The sequence below is a fragment of the Pseudomonas sp. PS02303 genome (genome assembly GCF_029959925.1).
GTDB classification, from domain to species: Bacteria; Pseudomonadota; Gammaproteobacteria; order Pseudomonadales; family Pseudomonadaceae; genus Aquipseudomonas; species Aquipseudomonas mandelii.
Window position 1 is genome coordinate 57103 of the sequence record NZ_JASCOM010000003.1, and the last position, 22682, is coordinate 79784.

At 56.3% G+C, this 22682-nt stretch carries 24 protein-coding genes, 1 tRNA gene and 2 pseudogenes; 17 read left to right on the forward strand and 10 right to left on the reverse strand.

What is annotated here, in order from left to right; translation table 11 throughout:
• Positions 1–41: 41 nt before the first annotated feature.
• Complete coding sequence (locus QMX98_RS01700; RefSeq protein ID WP_102595447.1) at positions 42–1070, forward strand: nucleoside hydrolase; 1029 nt, start codon at positions 42–44, stop codon at positions 1068–1070.
• 32 nt (positions 1071–1102) lie between these two features.
• Here the strand turns inward: QMX98_RS01700 and QMX98_RS01705 are convergent, their stop codons facing one another.
• On the reverse strand, positions 1103–1315 hold the full coding sequence (locus QMX98_RS01705) for a hypothetical protein (RefSeq protein WP_010455943.1): 213 nt from the start codon (positions 1313–1315) through the stop codon (positions 1103–1105).
• A 132-nt stretch (positions 1316–1447) separates the two neighbouring features.
• Between QMX98_RS01705 and QMX98_RS01710 the strand changes: the two genes are divergently transcribed.
• On the forward strand, positions 1448–1753 hold the full coding sequence (locus tag QMX98_RS01710) for a hypothetical protein (RefSeq protein ID WP_077748042.1): 306 nt from the start codon (positions 1448–1450) through the stop codon (positions 1751–1753).
• Between the two features lie 167 nt (positions 1754–1920).
• Positions 1921–2241 (forward strand): I78 family peptidase inhibitor, encoded by a 321-nt coding sequence (locus QMX98_RS01715; protein ID WP_077748043.1) that lies wholly within the window; start codon positions 1921–1923, stop codon positions 2239–2241.
• A gap of 72 nt (positions 2242–2313) precedes the next feature.
• Here the strand turns inward: QMX98_RS01715 and QMX98_RS01720 are convergent, their stop codons facing one another.
• The gene (locus tag QMX98_RS01720; protein ID WP_007905882.1) at positions 2314–2526 is read right to left on the reverse strand and encodes a cold-shock protein; all 213 of its coding nucleotides are present in this window, start codon (positions 2524–2526) and stop codon (positions 2314–2316) included.
• Between the two features lie 290 nt (positions 2527–2816).
• Positions 2817–3119 (reverse strand): hypothetical protein, encoded by a 303-nt coding sequence (locus QMX98_RS01725; protein ID WP_077748044.1) that lies wholly within the window; start codon positions 3117–3119, stop codon positions 2817–2819.
• A 372-nt stretch (positions 3120–3491) separates the two neighbouring features.
• On the opposite strand from QMX98_RS01725, the gene thrS reads away from it, so the two are divergent.
• The 9 genes from thrS to QMX98_RS01770 all read left to right on the forward strand — a co-directional run bounded on the left by thrS (position 3492) and on the right by QMX98_RS01770 (position 10948).
• Positions 3492–5414 carry a threonine--tRNA ligase gene (gene thrS, locus QMX98_RS01730; RefSeq protein ID WP_010455934.1) on the forward strand — a complete coding sequence of 641 codons (1923 nt, stop codon included), beginning with the start codon at positions 3492–3494 and terminating at the stop codon, positions 5412–5414.
• Entirely contained in the window at positions 5414–5965 is a 552-nt protein-coding gene (infC, locus tag QMX98_RS01735; protein ID WP_169857083.1) for a translation initiation factor IF-3, read from the forward strand. Before thrS ends, infC begins: the two co-directional genes overlap by 1 nt.
• A gap of 60 nt (positions 5966–6025) precedes the next feature.
• Complete coding sequence (gene rpmI, locus QMX98_RS01740) at positions 6026–6220, forward strand: 50S ribosomal protein L35 (protein ID WP_002553160.1); 195 nt, start codon at positions 6026–6028, stop codon at positions 6218–6220.
• Positions 6221–6248: 28 nt separating this feature from the next.
• Positions 6249–6605 (forward strand): 50S ribosomal protein L20, encoded by a 357-nt coding sequence (gene rplT, locus QMX98_RS01745; protein WP_007905879.1) that lies wholly within the window; start codon positions 6249–6251, stop codon positions 6603–6605.
• A gap of 109 nt (positions 6606–6714) precedes the next feature.
• On the forward strand, positions 6715–7731 hold the full coding sequence (pheS, locus tag QMX98_RS01750) for a phenylalanine--tRNA ligase subunit alpha (protein ID WP_007905876.1): 1017 nt from the start codon (positions 6715–6717) through the stop codon (positions 7729–7731).
• 26 nt (positions 7732–7757) lie between these two features.
• The gene (gene pheT, locus QMX98_RS01755) at positions 7758–10139 is read left to right on the forward strand and encodes a phenylalanine--tRNA ligase subunit beta (protein WP_282410140.1); all 2382 of its coding nucleotides are present in this window, start codon (positions 7758–7760) and stop codon (positions 10137–10139) included.
• Positions 10140–10142: 3 nt separating this feature from the next.
• Positions 10143–10445, forward strand: coding sequence for an integration host factor subunit alpha (ihfA, locus tag QMX98_RS01760; RefSeq protein WP_002553164.1), 303 nt, complete (start codon positions 10143–10145; stop codon positions 10443–10445).
• Positions 10426–10782: a MerR family transcriptional regulator gene (locus QMX98_RS01765; RefSeq protein WP_003179985.1), complete on the forward strand. Its 357-nt coding sequence runs from the start codon at positions 10426–10428 to the stop codon at positions 10780–10782. Before ihfA ends, QMX98_RS01765 begins: the two co-directional genes overlap by 20 nt.
• 89 nt (positions 10783–10871) lie before the next feature.
• A tRNA-Pro gene (locus QMX98_RS01770) sits at positions 10872–10948 on the forward strand.
• Between the two features lie 78 nt (positions 10949–11026).
• Here QMX98_RS01770 and QMX98_RS01775 read toward each other — a convergent pair.
• From QMX98_RS01775 to QMX98_RS01805, 7 genes and pseudogenes are all read right to left on the reverse strand, one after another.
• Positions 11027–11324 (reverse strand): annotated as a pseudogene (locus tag QMX98_RS01775) (integrase); the annotation flags it as partial.
• A 522-nt stretch (positions 11325–11846) separates the two neighbouring features.
• Positions 11847–12839 (reverse strand): LacI family DNA-binding transcriptional regulator, encoded by a 993-nt coding sequence (locus QMX98_RS01780; protein ID WP_154501260.1) that lies wholly within the window; start codon positions 12837–12839, stop codon positions 11847–11849.
• A gap of 75 nt (positions 12840–12914) precedes the next feature.
• On the reverse strand, positions 12915–14417 hold the full coding sequence (locus QMX98_RS01785; protein ID WP_282410141.1) for a sucrose-6-phosphate hydrolase: 1503 nt from the start codon (positions 14415–14417) through the stop codon (positions 12915–12917).
• Positions 14414–15559: a sn-glycerol-3-phosphate ABC transporter ATP-binding protein UgpC gene (gene ugpC, locus QMX98_RS01790; protein WP_077748106.1), complete on the reverse strand. Its 1146-nt coding sequence runs from the start codon at positions 15557–15559 to the stop codon at positions 14414–14416. The genes QMX98_RS01785 and ugpC overlap by 4 nt, the downstream gene beginning before the upstream one ends.
• Before the next feature lie 27 nt (positions 15560–15586).
• A complete protein-coding gene (locus QMX98_RS01795) occupies positions 15587–16429 on the reverse strand; it encodes a carbohydrate ABC transporter permease (RefSeq protein ID WP_077748107.1) in 843 nt (280 codons plus the stop codon).
• Entirely contained in the window at positions 16426–17388 is a 963-nt protein-coding gene (locus tag QMX98_RS01800) for a sugar ABC transporter permease (RefSeq protein WP_077748108.1), read from the reverse strand. The genes QMX98_RS01795 and QMX98_RS01800 overlap by 4 nt, the downstream gene beginning before the upstream one ends.
• Positions 17389–17409: 21 nt before the next feature.
• Complete coding sequence (locus tag QMX98_RS01805) at positions 17410–18684, reverse strand: ABC transporter substrate-binding protein (protein ID WP_077748152.1); 1275 nt, start codon at positions 18682–18684, stop codon at positions 17410–17412.
• Positions 18685–18851: 167 nt separating this feature from the next.
• On the opposite strand from QMX98_RS01805, the gene QMX98_RS01810 reads away from it, so the two are divergent.
• From QMX98_RS01810 to QMX98_RS01830, 5 genes and pseudogenes are all read left to right on the forward strand, one after another.
• Positions 18852–20417 carry a carbohydrate porin gene (locus QMX98_RS01810; protein ID WP_282410142.1) on the forward strand — a complete coding sequence of 522 codons (1566 nt, stop codon included), beginning with the start codon at positions 18852–18854 and terminating at the stop codon, positions 20415–20417.
• Positions 20418–20547: 130 nt separating this feature from the next.
• A pseudogene (locus QMX98_RS01815) lies at positions 20548–20884 on the forward strand (PfkB family carbohydrate kinase); the annotation flags it as partial.
• A 488-nt stretch (positions 20885–21372) separates the two neighbouring features.
• Positions 21373–21786 carry an arsenate reductase ArsC gene (locus QMX98_RS01820; protein ID WP_046056646.1) on the forward strand — a complete coding sequence of 138 codons (414 nt, stop codon included), beginning with the start codon at positions 21373–21375 and terminating at the stop codon, positions 21784–21786.
• A 9-nt stretch (positions 21787–21795) separates the two neighbouring features.
• The gene (locus tag QMX98_RS01825) at positions 21796–22167 is read left to right on the forward strand and encodes a metalloregulator ArsR/SmtB family transcription factor (protein WP_010455862.1); all 372 of its coding nucleotides are present in this window, start codon (positions 21796–21798) and stop codon (positions 22165–22167) included.
• 27 nt (positions 22168–22194) lie between these two features.
• On the forward strand, positions 22195–22665 hold the full coding sequence (locus QMX98_RS01830; protein ID WP_282410143.1) for an arsenate reductase ArsC: 471 nt from the start codon (positions 22195–22197) through the stop codon (positions 22663–22665).
• Positions 22666–22682 lie beyond the last annotated feature (17 nt).

A 22682-nucleotide genomic window follows, 5' to 3' on the forward strand; every position in this document is an offset into this window, starting at 1 on the left:
CGCTGTACACAATCTGTTTTCCCACGCACAAGGAGTGCGATATGCACCGCTATGCTCAGAAACTGCACCACCTGCTCCGGAGTTTGCTGCTTTTGTCCCTGATTACTGCAACAAGCGTCCAGGCTGCGGAAAAGATCGATTTGATCATCGACACCGATCCGGGTGCCGACGACGTCGTCGCTTTGCTGTTTGCGTTGGCGTCGCCGGAAGAATTGAATATCCGTGCGCTGACCACCGTCGCGGGCAACGTGCGACTGGACAAGACTTCACGAAATGCGCGACTGGCCCGTGAGTGGGCGGGGCGCGAGGAGGTGCCGGTCTACGCAGGCGCACCGAAACCGTTGATGCGCACACCGATTTATGCCGAGAACATCCATGGCAAGGAAGGCTTGTCGGGCGTCACCGTGCACGAGCCGAAGAAAGGCCTGGCCGAAGGCAATGCGGTCGAGTACCTGATCGACACTTTGAAGGCCGCCAAGCCTCACAGCATCACCATCGCCATGCTCGGTCCACAGACCAACCTGGCCCTGGCGCTGATCCAGGAACCTGAAATCGTTCAGGGCATCAAGGAAGTGGTGATCATGGGGGGAGCGCATTTCAACGGCGGCAACATCACCCCGGTGGCCGAGTTCAACCTGTTCGCCGACCCGCAGGCTGCGGAAGTGGTGCTCAAGAGCGGCGTGAAGCTGACCTATCTGCCGCTGGACGTGACCCACAAGATCCTCACCAGTGAGGCGCGCCTGAAGCAGATCGCCGCGATCAACAACAACGCCAGCAAGCTGGTGGGCGACATTCTCAATGAGTACGTCAAAGGCGACATGGAACACTATGGCATTCCGGGTGGCCCGGTGCATGACGCCACCGTCATCGCCTACCTGCTCAAGCCTGAATTGTTCACCGGTCGCTCTGTCAATGTGGTCGTTGATAGCCGCGAAGGCCCGACCTTCGGCCAAACCATCGTCGACTGGTATGACGGCCTGAAAGCGCCGAAGAATGCATTCTGGGTAGAAAGCGGCGACGCCCAGGGATTCTTCGACTTGCTGACCCAGCGTCTGGCTCGTCTGAAGTAAGTTTCACACCCGCAGGTGCCAGCCTGCGGGTTTTACGCCCGCTCGTTCTCTGTCAAGCCCATATAGCCGGCGGGGTATTTTTCGAATATCTGCGCGATGAATTTCCTGGCCGCTTCAGTTCCCAGTTCCTTGACCAATAGATCGATGCCAATGATTGCGAACTCTTCCGGGCTGCCCGGGCTGTAAGAGCTGTGACCCTGCGGCCACTTGACGGTGATGTTGGCGTCGATGCTTATGGTGGACATGATGGCGCTCGTGAAGTCGGGAAAGTCTGAGTGTCGAGTTAACCATTTTGCGCGGCGTTTGGCACTCCGACTTAGGCATGAGAGGAGGGCTATGCGACACTTGGTCTTTGACGAATTTTCAAGGACCGTGCTGTGCAGATCGATTTGAACACGCCCGACGGCTTGACCCTCGAGGCGGTGCGCCAGTTACTGGCTTCTGCCAGTGATGACGAGCATACGCAACTGCGGGTGACCAAGGCTGGCGTTGCCTATATTTCATCGGGTGTTGTGGGCGGCACCGATATCAACGGACTATTGTTTCGGCTGGAGACGTGGGCCAAGGGCTCCGGTTACGTAGGCTTGGTCGCAGCAAGCGATGAGGTCTGGGTCATGCAGATCTTCAATGCGCTGAAAGAGAACTGGCCGAACCCGCCGTATGATTACATCGACGTCTATTGAGGGCTGTTCATATTCAGTCACGATTGAGTGATGAACGGCGCGGCGATGCTCAGGCAAACTCGCCGCTCGTGCGGTTCCAGGGCAGAGTGATGGCACTCACCTTGAAACCAAATGCCGGATTGGCGGTCGCAAGATCTCAGCTTAACTATTGGAAAAAAGGAGGCTTCATGCCTTGGAAGCTCGCGTCATTGGGTACATTGTTCGCCGTCACTTTGCTGGCTGGTTGCAGCAGCACGTCCTCCGAGTCGGCGGCAGACCCTGTAGCGACGTCTGACACAGGTCACAGCCGTTGTGAGGCGAAGGCAGCCGAATTCGCCATCGGCAAACCGGCTTCGCCCGCACTGTTGGAGCAGGCGCGTACCCGCGCAGGCGCACAGAACGCACGGTTCCTGTCGCCTAACGATATGGTGACGCTGGAATACCGCTCCGATCGTCTGAACCTCAACACCGATGCCAGCCGGGTGGTCACCCGCGTCAACTGCGGCTGATCGCTTCAGGCTTTTGCTTCACCCATAAAAAACCCCGTCACATGGACGGGGTTTTTTTAGTGCGGCTGAAAATTACTCAGCGCGGACTTGTGCAGCTTGCATACCCTTTTGGCCTTTCTCAGCCACGAAGGAAACGGTTTGGCCTTCTTTCAGGCTTTTGAAACCGTCGCTTTCGATAGCTTTGAAGTGTACGAACAGGTCGTCACCGCCACCTTGAGGAGTGATGAAGCCGAAGCCTTTTTCATCGTTGAACCATTTAACGGTGCCGGTTTGGCGATTAGACATGGTGTATCTCCAAGAAACATATATTTTCAGTAGTGCTGTGCTGCTCAGGCCAACTGGGCACACCGGGGTATCATAGTCGAAATGTTCGCTTTGGGAGCCCCCCGGACGTGCTGTTTGCCGTGCAGTCGCGTTCCGTTTGCTGCTTGATGTAGCTGAAAGCCCCGTTTTACAAGGCTTTCAGCCGAAAGTAAAGACGATAAAAAAACCTGTAAAACCTGCATAAATTGTACGAAAAAGCTCAAATGCAGCGGTTTTTATCAGCGATAAGCCGAGTCAAAAGGACTTTTTTGTCACTTCTTCGCCGGTGTATTGGCCTTGCATTTGGCTATCTGACCCAGAGCTTTCTGCTGCAATTCCGGGCTGGCCTTATTGTCCATCAATGCCTGGATATCGCCAGCCGGATACGATTTGATCGCATCAGCACCGCAAGCGCAGTGGGCCTTCGCTGCGGCCGCACCAATCTGCGGAGTGGCCGCATCTGTGCACTGAGCCATGTATTTTTCGCGCTCGCCCTTTGGCCAATCGGCATGGGCGGCCAATGGCAGCAACAGAACGATGGGGGCGACGACTGCGAACAAACGATTCAGACGCATGCTGGGATGCTCCTTGTGGGTCAATGTCTTGTTATCTGAGGGGTAAAGTGGGGTTCAAGTTCAGCACTCTGGCATAAATTGCGAGATTTGCCCCGGCATAAGCCTCGTTGCATCGATGACCGTTCATCTGTGCTAGCATGCCTCGCTCGGGCTTTTGCGGGCTCCGGATGACCTTCAGTCCCGGTGGCGGCAACGGCGCGAATAACCCTGATTTGAATCCCAGTCACTCTGGTTCGGTTTTCCGGTTGGCCGCAAGGCTCCTGCCGCTGTAAGGCAGGCGTTCGTCATTGAATGGCCTGGATCGGATCTTGTACTGGCTCATCCCAACCCACGTGACCTTTGGTAGGGGTCACCACTAGGAGAGGAGGCGCCATGCCAACTATTACTCTTCCCGACGGCAGTCAACGTTCATTCGATCACCCGGTTTCCGTAGCCGAGGTCGCCGCATCCATTGGTGCAGGTCTGGCCAAGGCCACCGTGGCCGGCAAGGTCAATGGCAAGCTGGTCGACGCCAGCGACATCATCGACAGCGATTCCACGCTGCAAATCATTACGCCAAAGGATGAAGAGGGGCTGGAGATCATTCGCCACTCTTGCGCCCACCTGGTTGGCCACGCGGTCAAGCAGCTGTACCCGACCGCCAAGATGGTCATCGGTCCGGTCATCGACGAAGGCTTCTATTACGACATCGCCTTCGAACGTCCTTTCACTCCGGACGACCTGGCAGCCATCGAACAGCGCATGCAGCAGCTGATCGAGAAAGATTACGACGTGATCAAGAAAGTCACTCCGCGCGCCGAAGTGATCGAAGTGTTCAAGGCCCGTGGCGAAGACTACAAGCTGCGCCTGGTCGAAGACATGCCGAACGAACAGGCCATGGGCCTGTACTATCACGAAGAATACGTCGACATGTGCCGCGGCCCGCACGTCCCGAATACGCGCTTCCTGAAATCCTTCAAGCTGACCAAGTTGTCCGGCGCCTACTGGCGTGGCGATGCCAAGAACGAGCAGTTGCAGCGCGTTTACGGCACCGCTTGGGCGGACAAGAAGCAGCTGGCGGCCTACATCCAGCGCATCGAAGAAGCTGAAAAGCGCGATCACCGCAAGATCGGCAAGCGCCTGGGCCTGTTTCATACCCAGGAAGAGTCGCCGGGCATGGTGTTCTGGCACCCGAACGGCTGGACTTTGTATCAAGTGCTCGAGCAGTACATGCGCAAGGTTCAGCGCGACAACGGCTATCTGGAGATCAAAACTCCACAAGTCGTTGACCGCAGCCTGTGGGAGAAATCCGGGCACTGGGCCAACTACGCCGACAACATGTTCACCACGCAGTCGGAAAACCGCGACTACGCGATCAAGCCGATGAACTGCCCTTGCCATGTGCAAGTGTTCAATCAAGGCCTGAAGAGCTACCGCGAGTTGCCGATGCGTCTGGCCGAATTCGGTGCTTGCCACCGTAACGAGCCATCGGGTGCGCTGCACGGCATCATGCGTGTGCGTGCGTTCACTCAGGACGATGCCCACATCTTCTGCACTGAAGAGCAGATGCAGGCCGAATCCGCCGCTTTTATCAAGCTGACCATGGACGTTTATGCCGACTTCGGCTTTAAAGACGTCGAAATGAAGCTGTCCACTCGTCCGGAAAAACGTGTTGGTTCCGACGAACTGTGGGATCGCGCCGAAGCCGCATTGGCTGCAGCCCTTGATAGCGCTGGCTTGCCATATGATTTGCAGCCGGGCGAAGGTGCGTTCTACGGTCCGAAGATCGAGTTCTCGCTGAAAGATTGCCTCGGCCGTGTCTGGCAGTGTGGTACCCTTCAGCTCGATTTTAACCTGCCTGTCCGTCTGGGAGCCGAATACGTCTCCGAAGACAACAGTCGCAAGCACCCGGTGATGTTGCACCGGGCGATCCTCGGATCCTTCGAACGTTTCGTCGGAATCCTGATCGAGCACTACGAGGGTGCATTCCCTGCGTGGCTGGCTCCGACCCAGGCAGTGATCATGAATATCACTGACAAACAGGCCGATTTTGCCGCCGAGGTCGAAAAAACCCTCAACGAAAGCGGATTTCGTGCCAAGTCTGACTTGAGAAATGAAAAGATCGGCTTTAAAATCCGCGAGCATACTTTGCTCAAGGTTCCTTATCTCTTGGTTATCGGAGATCGGGAAGTCGAGATGCAGACTGTCGCTGTGCGTACTCGTGAAGGTGCTGACCTGGGCTCGATGCCCGTCGCCCAGTTCGCTGAGTTTCTCGCGCAAGCGGTTTCCCGGCGTGGTCGCCCAGATTCGGAGTAATTACTATTAAGCGTGAAATGAGACAAGATAAACGAGCTGCACCGAAAGCCCCGATCAACGAGAATATCTCGGCACGCGAGGTTCGGTTAATTGGGGCTGAAGGTGAACAGCTTGGGATTGTGTCAATTGAAGACGCGCTTCTTAAGGCTGAAGAGGCCAAACTGGATTTGGTGGAAATTTCCGCCGATGCAGTACCCCCTGTTTGCAAACTGATGGACTACGGCAAATCGATCTTCGAGAAGAAGAAGCAGATTGCCGCGGCCAAGAAAAACCAGAAGCAGATTCAGGTTAAAGAAATCAAGTTTCGTCCAGGGACGGAGGAAGGGGATTACCAGGTAAAACTGCGCAACCTGGTACGTTTCCTGAGTGATGGGGACAGGGCCAAGGTATCCTTGCGATTCCGCGGCCGTGAGATGGCCCACCAGGAGCTGGGGATGGAACTCCTCAAGCGAGTTGAAGGTGACTTGCTCGAGTACGGTTCGGTCGAACAGCATCCTAAGATGGAAGGACGCCAGCTGATCATGGTCATCGCCCCGAAAAAGAAGAAGTAATCATCAGGGCACGGCAGGCCTTCTGATTATGTTTATCAACTGAATGCGGAGTATCCGAACATGCCAAAAATGAAAACGAAAAGTGGTGCTGCTAAGCGGTTTCTGAAAACTGCTAACGGTATCAAGCACAAGCACGCTTTCAAGAGCCACATCCTGACTAAAATGTCGACCAAGCGTAAGCGTCAACTGCGCGGTAGCAGCTTGCTGCATCCGTCTGACGTGGCAAAAGTCGAGCGCATGCTGCGCCTTCGTTAATTTTAGTCAAGAATAGAGGAAGTAACTCATGGCTCGTGTAAAGCGTGGCGTCATTGCCCGTAAACGTCACAAAAAAATTCTGAAACTTGCTAAAGGCTACTACGGCGCTCGCTCGCGCGTATTCCGTGTTGCCAAGCAAGCGGTAATCAAGGCAGGCCAATACGCCTACCGTGACCGTCGTCAGAAAAAACGTCAGTTCCGCGCTCTGTGGATCGCTCGTATCAACGCTGGTGCACGTATCAACGGTCTGTCCTACAGCCGTTTCATCGCCGGCCTGAAAAAAGCGTCCATCGAGATCGACCGTAAGGTTCTGGCTGATCTGGCAGTGAACGAAAAAGCGGCGTTTGCTGCGATTGTCGAGAAAGCTAAAGCCACCTTGGCTTAAGTACCCCCGACAGTCACCCGGTCTCACCTCTGTGGGGCCAGGTGTTAAACGTCATAAATAGGGGAAGAGCCTTCAAGCTCTTCCCCTATTTTGTATCTGGAGTCTGTACATGGAAAACCTGGACGCGCTCGTCTCTCAAGCACTAGAGGCTGTGCAAAGCGCTGAAGATATCAATGCCCTGGAGCAAATCCGGGTTCACTACCTTGGCAAGAAGGGTGAATTGACTCAGGTGATGAAGACCCTGGGGAATTTGCCGGCAGAAGAGCGTCCGCAAGTCGGCGCCCTGATCAACGTTGCCAAGGAGCGTGTCACAGAGGTTCTCAATGCCCGCAAGGCGCTGTTTGAAGAGGCCGATCTGGCCGCCAAACTGTCTGCCGAGTCCATTGACGTGACCCTGCCTGGCCGCGGCCAGACCTCGGGTGGTCTGCATCCGGTTACTCGTACTCTGGAACGTATCGAACAGTTCTTCACCCACATCGGCTACGGCATCGCCGAAGGCCCTGAGGTCGAAGACGACTACCACAACTTCGAAGCGCTCAACATCCCAGGCCATCACCCGGCCCGGTCGATGCATGACACTTTCTATTTCAATGCCAACATGTTGCTGCGCACCCATACCTCGCCGGTACAGGTCCGCACCATGGAATCGAAACAACCACCGATCCGCATCGTCTGCCCAGGCCGTGTGTACCGTAGCGACTCCGATATCACCCACTCGCCGATGTTCCACCAGGTCGAAGGCCTGCTGGTCGACCGCGACATCAACTTCGCCGACCTCAAAGGGACCATCGAAGAGTTCCTGCGCGTGTTCTTCGAAAAAGAGCTGGCCGTGCGTTTCCGTCCTTCGTACTTCCCGTTCACCGAGCCGTCCGCTGAAGTCGACATGGAATGCGTGATGTGCAGCGGCAAAGGCTGCCGCGTCTGCAAACAGACGGGCTGGCTGGAAGTCATGGGCTGCGGGATGGTTCACCCGAACGTGCTGCGCATGTCCGGAATCGACCCGGAAGAGTTTTCGGGCTTTGCCTTCGGCATGGGCGTTGAGCGTCTGGCCATGCTGCGTTACGGCGTGAATGACTTGCGTCTGTTCTTCGACAACGACTTGCGGTTCCTCGCGCAATTTCGCTAGTCGTAACGAATTCTTAGGAGAGCAGGATGAAATTCAGTGAACAATGGCTGCGTGGCTGGGTAAGCCCGCAGGTAAGTCGCGACGAGCTGGTTGCCCGTCTGTCGATGGCCGGTCTTGAGGTCGATAGCGTTACGCTGGCCGCCGGTGAATTCAGTGGCGTGGTCGTGGGTGAGGTGCTGAGCACCGAGCAGCACCCGGACGCCGACAAGTTGCGCGTTTGCCAGGTCAGCAATGGCTCGGAAACCTTCCAGGTTGTGTGCGGAGCGCCAAACGTGCGCCCTGGCCTGAAGATCCCGTTCGCCATGATCGGTGCCGAACTGCCAGGCGACTTCAAAATCAAGAAAGCCAAGCTGCGTGGCGTTGAGTCCAACGGCATGCTGTGCTCGCAAGCCGAGCTGCAAGTCGGCGAAGGCAACGATGGCCTGATGGAATTGCCGGCGGATGCGCCGGTCGGTCTGGATATTCGCGAGTACCTGAGCCTGGACGATGCCAGCATCGAGGTTGACCTGACCCCGAACCGCGGCGATTGCCTGTCCCTGGCCGGTCTGGCCCGTGAAGTCGGCGCGCTGTATGACGCTGAAGTCACCCGTCCGGTGGTGGCTGTCGTGCCCGCCGTGCATGACGAAGTGCGCTCGATCGAAGTGCTGGCGCCAGCCGCTTGCCCGCGTTACCTGGGTCGTGTGATCCGTAACGTCGATCTGTCCAAGCCTACGCCGCTGTGGATGGTCGAGCGCTTGCGTCGTGGCGACGTGCGCAGCATCGACGCTGCCGTGGACATCACCAACTACGTGATGCTTGAGCTGGGTCAGCCGCTGCACGCGTTCGATCTCGCTGAAATCAATGGCGGCATCCGCGTGCGCATGGCCGAAGAAGGCGAGAAGCTGGTACTGCTCGACGGCCAGGAAGTCAGCCTGCGTAGCGATACGCTGGTGATTGCCGACCATACCCGCGCCTTGGCCATCGCCGGCGTCATGGGGGGCGAGCACAGTGGCGTCAACACCGCGACCACGCGTGATGTATTCCTGGAAAGTGCGTTCTTCGATCAGATTGCCGTCGCTGGCAAGGCCCGTTCTTATGGCCTGCACACTGATGCTTCGCATCGCTACGAGCGTGGCGTGGATTGGCAATTGGCCCGTGAAGCCATGGAGCGCGCCACTGGCCTGCTGTTGGAAATCACTGGCGGCGAAGCTGGCCCGATCATCGAAACCGTCAGCGAACAGCACCTGCCGAAGATTGCTCCGGTCACCCTGCGTGCGCAGCGCATCACTCAGATGCTGGGCATGGAAATGGAGTCGGCCGAAGTCGAGCGTCTGCTCAGCGGCCTGGGCCTGAAGATTGCTGCAGATGGAGCGGGGCAGTGGCGCGTTGAAGTGCCAAGCCACCGCTTCGACATCAGCCTGGAAGTCGATCTGATCGAAGAGCTGGCCCGTCTGTACGGCTACAACCGTCTGCCGGTTCGCTACCCGCAAGCTCGCCTGGCACCGCAAGCCAAAGCCGAAGCGCGTAGCGATCTGCCTGAACTGCGTCGCCTGCTGGTGGCGCGTGGTTATCAGGAAGCGATCACCTACAGTTTCATCGATCCGAAACAATTCGAGTTGTTTAATCCGGGTGTCGAGCCGCTGCTGCTGGCCAACCCGATCTCGAACGACATGGCGGCCATGCGCTCGTCCTTGTGGCCCGGTCTGGTCAAGGCACTTCAGCACAACCTGAACCGTCAACAGGATCGCGTCCGCTTGTTCGAAAGCGGCCTGCGCTTCGCTGGTCAGCTGGAAGGCCTGAAGCAAGAGCCGATGCTGGCAGGTGTGGTATGCGGTAGCCGCCTGCCGGAAGGCTGGGCGCAAGGTCGCGATGTCGTGGATTTCTTCGACGTCAAAGCTGATGTGGAAGCGGTACTGGGTTTCGCCGGCGCACTGGATTCATTCACTTTCGTGCCGGGCAAACACCCTGCGTTGCACCCGGGTCAAACCGCGCGCATCGAACGAGAAGGTCGTCTGGTTGGGTTCGTCGGCGCTATCCACCCTGAATTGTCAAAAACCCTCGGTCTCGACCGTCCGGTTTTCGTCTTCGAGCTGGTTCTGGCCGAAGTGGCATTGGGAAAAATGCCAAAATTCCAGGAGTTATCACGCTTTCCTGAAGTGCGTCGTGACCTGGCACTGATTGCGTCCACAGACGTTGCGGCCAGTGCCGTACTGGATGTAATCCGTGAAAATGCAGGCGAATGGCTCACAGACCTCAGGCTATTTGACGTGTATCAGGGTAAAGGCATTGATCCTGATAGAAAAAGCCTTGCAGTCGGCTTGACCTGGCAGCATCCATCGCGCACTCTTAATGACGATGAGGTGAATACCACGACGCAAAACATCCTCACCTCGCTCGAACAAAGGTTGAACGCCACGTTAAGGAAGTGACGTATGGGGGCTCTGACGAAAGCTGAGATGGCGGAACGTCTGTATGAAGAGCTGGGCCTGAATAAACGGGAGGCCAAGGAATTGGTCGAACTGTTTTTTGAAGAAATCAGGCACGCTCTTGAAGACAACGAACAAGTCAAATTGTCCGGTTTCGGCAATTTCGACCTTCGGGACAAACGCCAGCGGCCTGGCCGCAATCCGAAAACGGGTGAAGAAATCCCGATCACGGCTCGCCGTGTGGTCACCTTTCGTCCAGGGCAGAAGTTGAAGGCCCGAGTTGAGGCTTATGCTGGAACCAAGTCATAACGACGAGCTACCCGTCATCCCAGGCAAACGCTACTTCACCATTGGTGAAGTCAGCGAGCTGTGTGCGGTAAAACCGCACGTGCTGCGCTATTGGGAGCAGGAGTTTCCTCAACTCAACCCCGTCAAACGCCGCGGAAACCGCCGGTATTATCAGCGACAAGACGTGCTGATGATCCGGCAGATCCGCGCGCTTCTTTATGATCAAGGGTTCACCATCGGCGGCGCGCGCTTGCGTTTGTCCGGCGATGAGGCCAAAGACGACACCACCCAATACAAACAGATGATTCGGCAGATGATTGCTGAGTTGGAAGATGTGTTGGTTGTCCTCAAGAAATAATTTCCTGCATTTGAATACTTCCAGTTTTCAAAAGCTTGCGATATATTCTTGAGCGTTCTTCGAGAAGAGGAACGAGTTTCACGCCTAGTCGGGGCGTAGCGCAGTCCGGTAGCGCACTAGCATGGGGTGCTAGGGGTCGAGTGTTCGAATCACTCCGTCCCGACCATATTTTCTGAGTAGAATCAGACACTTAAGCCGATCATATAGATCGGCTTTTTTGCGTCTGCGCAAAACTGGCGCAAGACTACCCGGTGATTTCGCTGATATTCAGGTCCGGAATTGCCTCGGACCAGATCATTTTCTCGTGGTCTCGCTGGTATTTTTTGATCATGCCCTCGCTCGTATGGCCTGCGATTTTCTGACCATCCTTTCCGGCTTTCTTGTACAGGTGCAGCGACAGCGCACTCGCACTTTGTGAAAGTCCGGCAACTCTTCCTCCTCCATCCCTTGTAGCAGTCTGCCGCCTCCCGGGCGTCCTTGAACGCTCGAGTCAAATACCTCTCTTCAATCTTCGTCCAGTGGTCCTTCGTCTGCGCATGTTTCTATCAGCTTCTTATCTGGGGTTTCTCGGCCTCTTCCAGTGAACGGCGACGTCGCTGTATCGAGCTCATACCACCGCTGAATACCTCAACGAGCCCTATGAGCGCGTCGAAGGCCTCCACTTCTGTTTCACAATCAACTGCACCAAACGCGCCGTTCTTTATCGTCGTAAACCAATTTCTTGTGTTGGCAGGAAGACGCTAGGCGTCGACTCATCCCCGTGGCCCCTTGTAGATGAGCAAGGCCATATAGGCGAGGGCGGCGATAGGGACGATCACGGAATCGACTGCTTGAACGGAACCGCCCAGACCCAAGGGTTGGAATCCCAGTTACCGCCAATTCGTTCCGGAGTGACCGCACTTGCGGGCGCGGTAACTGTAGGTTGTGCGTCGAAAGTCAGAGGAACAGCGGAAGGGTAGGCTTGGAGTGCAGGAATGCAGCACACTTTGGGCCATAAGTGGTCGGTGACAGGCCAGTGGCAAATCGAAAGCAAGCGGGGGCGCTATCACCGAATTAACTAAATCTTATAGCGATGCCCTAACCACCAATGGACAATCAACTGGCTGGGCTCCCGATACGTCGAGGGTCTCTATCAGGTGCCGTGCAGCCTTGCGACCGATCTCGTAGTACGGCAGTTGCACCGTGGTCAGCGGCGGGATAAACAGCTCAGCAATACCGATCATATTGTCGTAGCCGAGCACGGCGACATCGTTGGGGATTTTCAGGCCACGGCCCAACAACAGCTGATAGGCACAAAAGGCAATGCGGTCATTGCCGCAGATCAGAATATCAAATTGGGGACGACCATCAATGACGTGCCGGTCGAGGATAGCTGCTGTTTCACAATAGGCATCATGATCGGAAAGGTCGTATTGCAGGAGCGCGTCAGGCGCCAGTCCGAATGCCTGACAGGCACGCTGCATGCCTTTTTGTCGCAGGCCCCAGGCCAGACTCTGTTTTGGCAGATTGATACACAGAGGGCGCTTATAGCCGAGGTTCAAAGCGTGGTGTACGGCCCGATACTGCCCCATTTCGTCGTCTGGTACATAGCTGACGAGACGGCTGTCATCTGCCAGGCAATTGGCGAGCACCAGGGGTTTGCTCTTCAATCGCTCGGGAATGCACACCTGGCGAAACCCCATGGCGCTGAAGATCAAGCCGTCCGGACGGTGCGATAGCATCAGGTCGATGTTCTGGTCGGTGGGCGGGTTGCTTAACAGGTTGAGGATAAATACATTCCAGCCGGCTTGCTGCGCGGTCTGCTCGATGGACAGCAGCAGCTCGACCGCGAATGGTGTGGTCGCGGTGTCCAGCGCGAACACACCGATGGTTCGCGACTGGAGGTTGTCGCCGCGCATCTTGCGCGCCGACAGGCTCGGTACGAATTGCAGTTCATCAATGGCACGACGCACCCGCAGAAGAGTTTCGGGGCTCAGTTTTTCCGGAGTGTTGAGCGCTCGAGAAACCGTCATCAGGGATACGCCGGCCAGCTGTGCAACGTCTTTCACTGAAGTCATGCGAAGTGAGGCCGGTCAGGTTGACGCAGAATCATGACACATGGCCCGCGCTTCTCGCGACCCGAATGACGCCGCTCATAGCCATCCCGAGTCGAGAGGCCATGCCTTGGGAATCGAGACACGCCCGCCACTCCCGCTTGCTAGCAGCTTCACGCCCAGACTGTCGGGCCGCGGATAGAAACGACTGCTGAGGCTGAAACGTCCGTTTTCGTCGAACACCTCGATGGACGAGCGATCGAGGAACACGCGCAGTTCCAGTCGCTCTTGTATCGGGTCTATCGATACGCTGCGCTGGCCTGTGACTTGCGCACCCGAGCGGCTGCGGTCAAGCACCAGGCGATTCAGTGATGCATCGTAGTAGAGCAGGGTTTCTTCACGGCCATCGTCGCTGCAACGCAAGGCAACTCCCAAGTGGCCGTCGGTGCACCCGAACAAATCCAGATGCACATGGATTTCGAGCATATCGCCATTCACTTCCGGCACCCACCGGGTTCCCGACTCCTCCCACCACGGCGTACCAGGCAATTGCGTCATTCGCAGAGCGGTGAGCTCCCGTGCCGGATACATGAAAAGGCGATCTGCGCACAGTTCAAGTTCGCGTGGCAATCCGAGCATGCCGCACCAGTGATGGGCCTGGCTCGGCATCGGGCTTTCCCACATGTCGAGCCACGCCCACACGAGGCGTCGACCATCGGCGGCCAATAGCGTCTGCGCCGCATAGAAATCGTGGCCGTTATCCAACTCGATAAAAGGCCCGCCGGTGAAGTTCCACTCGTTGTCGAGTCGGCCCACTCGGTAACCAGTCTGGAACTTGTTAAGCCGTTCGTAGCCATGGGGTAGCATGCCTTGGGGCGAGTACAGCAGCACATCGCGTCCGTTCAGTCGAAACAGATCCGGGCACTCCCACATATAGCCATCGCCCTCGCTGCCGCTGGACACATAATCAAGGAACTCCCAAGTATGCAGATCCGTGGAACGGTACAGCGGAAGCAGCGGCATATCGCCCAGACGTGCGCCGACAATGAGGTACCAATAGTCATCCTCCTTCCATACCTTGGGGTCACGAAAGTGCATGATAGTGTCTTGCGGCGCGGTCTCGATGACTGCGCCATGCTTGACGAACCGGATGCCGTCGATGCTGGTGGCCAGGCACTGGACTTGTCGGATCAAGCGTTCATCACCCACTTCCCCCAGCCAGGTGTGTCCGGTGTAGATCAGTGCCAAGGTGTCTCCACACACCACTGCGCTACCGGAAAAACATCCGTCACGGTCGAAGTCATCGCCGGGTGCCAGCGCAATGGGCAGGTGCTGCCAATGAACCAGATCGGCACTCTTGGCGTGGCCCCAATACATCGGGCCCCATTTCGCGTCGAAGGGGTGGTGCTGATAGAAAACGTGATATTCGCCACGAAAGTACACTACCCCATTAGGGTCGTTCATCCAGCCTGCCGGCGGGGAAATATGATAACCGGGTCGATAATCCTGGATGACGCGAGACAGGCTGTCTCCCAGTGCGCGCTGCGCAAGGTCAAGGGACGAAGACATTGGATCGCTCATGGTATTCAAAGATAAGGTCATAGGGCGCCTGCTCGGACTGAGCGTGGAGAGACGTCATCCGGCAGGGTTTCAATGACTTGTGGGTGGCGCCTCAAGGCCGTGCCGTCGGCGTCGAACAGGTGCAGGTTGTCGAAGTCCAGCTGCAGTTCGACCCGATCGCCTGCCTGCCATCCGGCGTTGACTTCACAACGACAGATCAGTGGCTCGTCCTGACCTGTATCCAGGTGCACATAGGTTTCACTGCCCAGGTATTCGACCGCGGTAACGACGACGCCGGCAGTTCCCTGCGCCGCCTTGAGCGACATGTGTTCCGGGCGAATTCCCAGGCTAAGCGGGGCGTCTGCCGCCAGGTTCGAGCTGTCGAAGGGCAGGGAGGTCATACCCAAAACGGGAGTATCGACCAGGCTGGTTTCGCCCGGGGCATGCAGGCGCGCCGTCAGAAAGTTCATTCTGGGCGAACCAAGAAAACCGGCGACAAAGCGGCTGGCCGGGCGTTCATAGAGTTCGCGCGGTGAACCGACCTGCTCTACGCGACCGCCGTTGAGTACAACAATTTTGTCGGCCAGGGTCATCGCTTCCACTTGATCGTGAGTGACGTAGATCATCGTCGAGCCCAGTCGATCATGCAGCCGGGCAATTTCGTTGCGCATCTGCACCCGCAAGGATGCATCCAGATTGGAGAGCGGCTCATCGAACAACAAAATGTCCGGCTCGCGCGCCATGGCTCTGCCCATTGCCACTCGCTGACGCTGCCCTCCAGACAGTTCTTTTGGCTTGCGTTGCAGCAGTTTGTCCAACTGAAGGATTTGCGCTGTTTTCAGCACGCGCTCGCGCAGGCTGCTCTTTTCAGTCTTGGCCAGTTTGAGACCAAAGCTGATGTTGTCGTAGACGCTCATGTGCGGGTACAGCGCATAAGACTGAAACACCATACCGACGCCACGCTCGCGCGGTTCCAGGTCGTTGACCCGTCGCCCGTCGATCAGCAGGTCGCCGCCACAGATCGAATCCAGTCCGGCAATCAGTCGCAGCAGGGTCGACTTTCCGCAGCCAGAAGGGCCAACGAACACCACGAATTCACCCGCAGCAATCTCCAGGCTAACGTCGCGAAGAATCCGCACGCCGCCCAATTGTTTGTTCACGTTGTCCAGTTTCAATTTGATCACGATGCTGTTCCTTGTACGTGTTGGGCATCAACCCTTTAACGCGCCGGTAGTGAGACCGGAAACGATTCGGCGCTGGAAGATCAGCACCAGAATCACCAGTGGGACGGTGACCAGCACCGAGGCGGCCATCAACAGCCCCCAAGGCAACTCATGGGGGCTACCGCCGGAAATCAAGGCGATGGCGACCGGTACTGTGCGTTGCGTGTCTGTGAGGGTGAAGGTCAAGGCAAACAGGAACTCGTTCCAGGCTGCGATAAAGGCCAACAGGCCAGTGGTGACCAGTGCAGGCCAGAGCAGCGGCAACAACACGCGGGTCAGCGTGACCCAGGGCGAAGCGCCATCCATGATTGCTGCTTCCTCCAGTTCATGGGGCAGTTGCCCCATGAACGTGGTCAGCACCCACACGGTGAAGGGCAGGGTGAAAATCGTGTAGCTCAGGATCAACGCCAAAGACGTGTTGTACAGACCCAGGGCGCGGATCACTTCGAACAGCCCCGACAGTACAGCGACTTGGGGAAACATCGACACGCCGAGAACCATCATCAATACCGTGCCACGTCCACGGAATTTCACCCTTCCCAAGGCATAGGCGGCGGTCAGGCTGAGAAACAGCGCCAGCGTCACCACGCACAGCGCGACCAGCAGCGAGTTACCGATAGCCCGTAGGAATGAGGCTTGATGGAGTACCGCCGCGTAATTGGAGAAGTCGGGGTTTTCGATCCAGTAGCTCACCTTGAACAAGGCACTGGACGGCTTTAGCGAAGTCACGATGGCGTAGTAGAAAGGGAAGACCGCATACAGCAGCAACACCCCGATCAGACACCAGAACCCGAGGCGCCACAGCGCTTTTTTCAGTAGGCGCTGGCTCATGACCGAACCTCCAGTTGACGGCGTCCGAGGTAGAGATAAAGCATGGCGATTACCGCAACGACCAGAAACAACAGAGTCGAGGCCGCGCTGCCATAGCCAACATCCTGGAACTCCACCAGGTGCTGGCGGGCATAGACCGACATGCTCATGGTGCTCGATGAGTTCGAGGTCAGCACATAGATGACGTCGAAAACCCGCAGCGAGTCGAGGATGCGGAAGATCGCCGCCACCAGCAGTGCGGGCATCAGCAGGGGAAGCGTGACACGCCAGAATACCTTCAGCGGATGAATGCCATCGACCCTGGCGGCTTCGTAGCAATCGCTCGGCAACATCTGCAAGGCCGCCAGCATCAGCAGCGTGACAAAAGGGACGGTCTTCCAGACGTCGACGATGATCACCGCCCACATCGACAGATCCGCGTCTGCTGTCCAGGCCAGGGGAGCGTCAATCAGGCCGATACTTAGCATCAGGTGATTGATGATGCCGAACTGGTCGTTGAGCATCCATGACCAGATCTTCGCCGAGACAATGGTAGGAATCGCCCACGGAATCAGAATCAACGCACGCACCAAAGAACGGCCGGTGAACTTGATGTTCAACAGCAACGCCACTAGTAGCCCTAGTACGACTTCCAGTCCCACCGACACCACAGTGAAATGCAACGTGTTGCGCACAGCGTTCCACCATTGTGGATCGACCAGGATGCCCGACCAGTTGGAACCGTTGTGGAACAGATAATTGCTCAAGCCTACGAAGGATCCACCACGGGTGTCAGTCAGGGTGGCGTCAGTCAGGCTGAACCAGAATGTACGCAGTAGCGGCCAGGCGGCCACGAGGGCCAGACACATCAACATCGGTGTCAGAAACAGCCAGGCGGCGCGTACTCGGCGACGCTGTACAGGCGTTTCCCTGGTGACCAGGAGCTCGTCACAGGGGGCATGGGTAATAGAGACAGACATGGTGAATTCCTTCCTTGTGGCTTACCAGTTCCGGCGTTTGATGCGCGTGAGTTCGCTTTCCAGTTCGGCCAGCGCCTGATCGACCGGCAACTCGCCTGCCAGCACGCCATGCACTCGATCGAAGAACGCGTTGGAGACCCGTGGATAGCGCTCGGCTGTTATTGAGGCGGGGCGCATGACCCCTTCGTTGAGAATACTGAGGAGTTGACTGTAATAAGGCATGGCCGCGAGCAGCTCGGGGTCTTGATAAAGCGACTCGATAACCGGGTTATAGCCGCCTACTAAAGCTCGATGTTTTTGCTGCCGGGCACTGGTCAGGTAGGTCACCAGTTCTGCGGCAAGTTTTGGATGGGCGCTGTAACGCGATACCGCCAGGCCCCAGCCACCGAGGGTGGAGGCATGGGTGCCGGTCATGCCGCCTCGGGGCAGGGGAGCGACGCCGACTTTATCTTTTACGGCACTATCCTGGCTTTGTACCAAGGCCCAGACATAAGGCCAGTTACGCATGAACAACGCATTTCCCGACTGGAATACGCCTCGTCCTTCTTCCTCGGTGTAGTTGAGGACGCCACGCGGGGAGATGTCTCCTACCCAGCTTTTCGCCAGGGTCAAAGCAGTTCTCGAGGCCTGACTGTTGACCACGATATCTCCTGCTGGATTGACCAGTCCGCCTTCCGGTTGGCTGCTGATCCACTCCAGCGCATTACACGTCAGCCCCTCGTAAGCGCGTCCCTGAAAGATGTAACCCCATGCATTGGGGTTCCCGGCAGTGCGCTCTGCTTGTTGAACATCCCTGGCGGTAGCGGTCATTTCCTCCCAGGTCTGGGGAACCTGCTTGGCGTACTTCTCAAGCAAGTCCTTGCGGTAATACAGCAGGCCCGAGTCGGTGAACCACGGCATCGTCACCAGTCGTCCATTCACCGTGGCGTTATCCACCTGTGTCTGGAAGTAACCTTGAGTCGCGTTGGCGGGCAGCACCTCGCGCAGATCCATCAGATGTTTGGCCAGCATCCCTGGCCACACCATATCGATTTGAATGATGTCGATGTCGGTGGACTGAGCACTGAGGATCTGTTGGTAGAACGACAACCTCTCGGTTGCCGAGTTAGGCGTGGAAACCACCTCGACGTTGTTGCCGGTCTGTTTCGACCACGCCTCGACAGCCTCCTTGCACAGTTGTAATTCGGCCCCCACTGCACCGCACGAAATCGTCAAATCGGCTGCGCTCGAGACGGATGGAAGTCCGGCACAGAGGGTGATTAGTGCTGCAGGAAGGAGAGATTTCAGATGTTTCATTGAGCACCCTTTATTTTTGTTTTTAGAAAAGTTAACGTTAACATCGCCAAATGTAGCAGCGTATTTGCGATGAAGCATCCATTTTTTCGTCGATTACCACAATTTACAACTCACGAAAAATGGATGGTCGCGGGAATTACACAATAAAAACAAAACAGGGAATCCACATGCAGAAAGCATCAAGCTGGCTACTCGCAGGTGTGCTCGGCACCTCGGCGGCGACCTCTCAGGCCGCGACTCTGGAAGAACGCATGGCCGCGTTTGAAGTCCGTGCCAGCGCAGCGGAAAAGCGCGCAGCCGCAGCTGAACAACAAACCCAGGCACTCGCCAGGGAATTGCAGCAGATCAAACTCGCCACTCCCGCCGCGCAGCCTGTTGCGTCCACTGCGACAGCCATTGAGGCGCCTGGGTTGGACACCCGGCTGGCAAAACTGGAAGCCCGTCAGCAAAGCATGGAAAAGCAGGGCAGCAGCGGCCACCTCACGGACGGCTTCAGCTTTAAGGGTTATGCCCGTTCCGGATTGCTGATCAACGATGGGCTAGGTGGTGGTCGTGGCGGCCCTTATACAACCCCGGCCGGTTCAGTCGGTGGTGCCGTCGGGCGACTCGGCAATGAAGACGACACCTACATGCGCATCGACCTGTCGAAAGAGGCCTATGCGCAGAACGGCACCCGTTCCAAATTCACGGTTTCCATCGCCGATGGAGTGGAAAGCTCCAATGACTGGACGGCCGACGAAAGCAACCTGAACGTGCGTCAGGTATTTACAGAGCTCGACCATCTCGCTGCATTCAAGGGTAATTCAGTGTTCGAGAACGCGACCTTGTGGGCAGGTAAGCGATTTGATCGAGATAACTTCGATATCCACTGGCTGGACTCGGACGTTGTCTATCTGGCTGGTACCGGGGGGGGAATCTACGATGTGCAGATGAACAAGAGTTGGCGCTCGAATTACTCCTTGGTCGGGCGTAACTACGGGGATTTCAGTGAAGGCGGCATCAACGCAGACGTGGAAAGCTACATTCTGACCTCCAACCAGTTCTTCGATAATGGTCAGTGGCAGTGGATGTTCAATGCCATTGGCTCCAGGAAAAACGACATTGGCACCCGCAGTAATGAAGCGGGGCTGACACCAGCAGATTCCGGGTTGCACAGCATGCTGGCCAATCACCAGAAAAACTTTTTCGGCCGAGAAGGCTTCTTCAAAACGGCACTGCTCTATGGGCAAGGTCTGGGGGCAGAGGTCAAGAACGTCGGCTCGGATGGTGAACTGATTGACGATGCCCGCGCTCTGCGCCTGGCACTTTACGGCGAGACACCCATAGCGCCTGGTTGGCGCATCGGCCCCAGCTTGTTGGTCGAACAGAGCAAGGATAGATACGTTAAAGGTGACGATTACCGTTGGATGACCCTGAACATGCGTTTGGCCAATGCAATCAACAGCAATTTCGAGATGGCCTACGAAATGAGCTGGCAAACCATGAACCTCGACCCGAAGGGCTATCTACAACGTAATGCGGTCGACGGTAACTTCTGGAAATTCACGATCGCGCCGACATTCAAACCTGACGTTGGAGACCTGCTCACTCGTCCCGAACTGCGTGTGTTCGCGAGCTTCATGAATTGGTCTTCGGATCTGGACAGATACAGTACCTCAGACTCCTTCGGCAAGACGGACTTCAATGCCGGAGGTGTGTGGCAATACGGGATACAAATGGAAACCTGGTTTTAATGTTTGAACGCGTCGGCCAACACGCCTTCAGCTCATCGATCCCTGCTTTTCACCAAGCGTATTGAGTAATTGATTACCGGTCAAAACTGATCAGCCAGCAGTTATCCCTAAAAAAAATGAGGAAATGACGATGGTATTACCTCGCGCAGTAGTATTTGGCGAAGCCCTGACCGACCTTGTCCAAGGCACTCCTGGACAGTGGAAAGGTTACCCAGGCGGTGCTCCCTGGAACGTTGCACGAGCGCTAAGTCGCTTGGGTGTTAACAGCGTTTTTGCTGGGGCGGTGAGCATAGATTCATTGGGTGACGAGATAGTTTCGCAGTCGGAAGCGGCAGCATTAGATATGAGGTTTATCCAACGGGTAGACCGAGATCCTTTGGTCGCCATCGTTCCATCGAGCCGTCCTCCAAGATACTTTTTTTGCTGGAGATGCTGATCTGTTTTTTGATCCGGATCTGATGCCAGAAGGATAGATCAAGGGTTGGTTGTGAAGGCGGGAGGCCAGATACTTCCACCTGTGGACCCAATCATTGTGGCGACTGTATTCCGACCTGACATGAGCCTGCTCGCCGAGTTGCGTATCGCACTTGATCCCGCAACTCAAAGCGTACCTCGCCGGTTTGTTGCAAAGCCCAGTGCGCAGCAACCTGACCCGCCCTCGATGACCGGGGCGGCATAGGGGCGACCTTCCTATTTTCTTTTGCACATCCAGGTAGTCCTTGAACCAAGGGCGACCTATTTCTGCGTGAGTGACAGGTTTATTACAGAAATCATATATACATCGTCGCAGATATTTTAAGAGGCACGGAAGGCTGGCTAGCGCCTTGATACAAAGCTTTCATTGAAGGTGCTCGGCGGCGTCCAATCGTTTTGATGGATTAATGTTCGTTGGCTCTTTACCTTACATACGGGAAAACATATATTCGTCAAGCCGCATATGAGCTGAGGCTTCACAATGACTAGCAAAGCCCGTGTCCTGTTCGTCTGTACTGCCAACGCTGCACGCTCCCAGTTGGCCCAAGCGTTGCTGAGGCATACCGATTCGGAGCATTTCGAGGCGTTCAGCGCCGGCACAACTCCAACTCAGGTAGATCCGCGCACCTTCGAGGCGCTTTCACACATCGGTGTGAGCACCGAAGGATTACGTAGCAAGTCGATAGACGAGTTTCGTGGTGAGCGTTTCGATTACGTCATCACCTTGTGTGATAAAGCCGCAGCGGAATGCCTGTCTTTACCTGGAGCGGGTGAGGCATTGGCCTGGAGTTTTGAAGACCCGGTCACCAGCACCAAACCCGATGCCTTCCGTCACACCCTTCACGAAATTCATGAGCGCATCAAGATGTTCGTCTTGGTCAAAAACAAGCACTGAGAAAACGATATGGCTGACCATCTGACACCGACCACTGTTTTCAAATGCCTTGCTGACGACACTCGGGTCCGCACGATGATGCTCATCACCCGTGAAGGAGAGCTTTGTGTTTGCGAGCTGACCTGCGCGTTGAACGAGAGTCAGCCAAAAATCTCCAGGCACCTGGCGCAACTGCGTACTTGCGGCCTGTTGTCGGACCGTCGGCAAGGCCAATGGGTGTATTACCGACTTCACCCGAATCTCCCTGATTGGGTTCATCAAGTGCTGACCACCGTGCTGGAAAGCAACAAGCACTGGTTGAGCCCTGATGCCAAACGCCTTGATGAAATGGGTGACCGTCCTGAACGGGCAGCCGTGTGCTGTGAAAGCAAAATCGCCTGATTCCGCCTTTGACTATGAGATCACTCGATGAAAATCCTGTTCCTCTGCACGGCCAATAGCTGTCGCAGCATCCTTTGTGAGGCGGTTTTCAATCACTTGGCACCGCAAGGCATGAAAGCCTACAGCGCGGGCAGTCAACCCAAAGGCGACGTGCATCCGCTGAGTCTCAAAACTTTGGAAAACGCTGGTATGTCGACGCTCGGGCTGTTCAGTAAGTCCAGCGATGTCCATGTAAATTTGGCACCTGATTTCGTCATCACGGTGTGCGACAAGGCAGCTGGTGAAGCTTGCCCGGTATTTTTTGGACCCGCCACCAAAGCCCACTGGGGGCTGACTGACCCTTCGGAATACCACGGGACTCAAGAAGAGATCGATGCGGCTTTTGAAGCCACCTTGGAGCAGATCAAAACCCGTATTGAAGCTTTCTTGGCTTTACCGCTTGCCCAACTGAGTGCCGAACAGCTCAAGGCAGAACTGGCCCTGATTGGCATGCTGTAACCACAGGAACAATGACC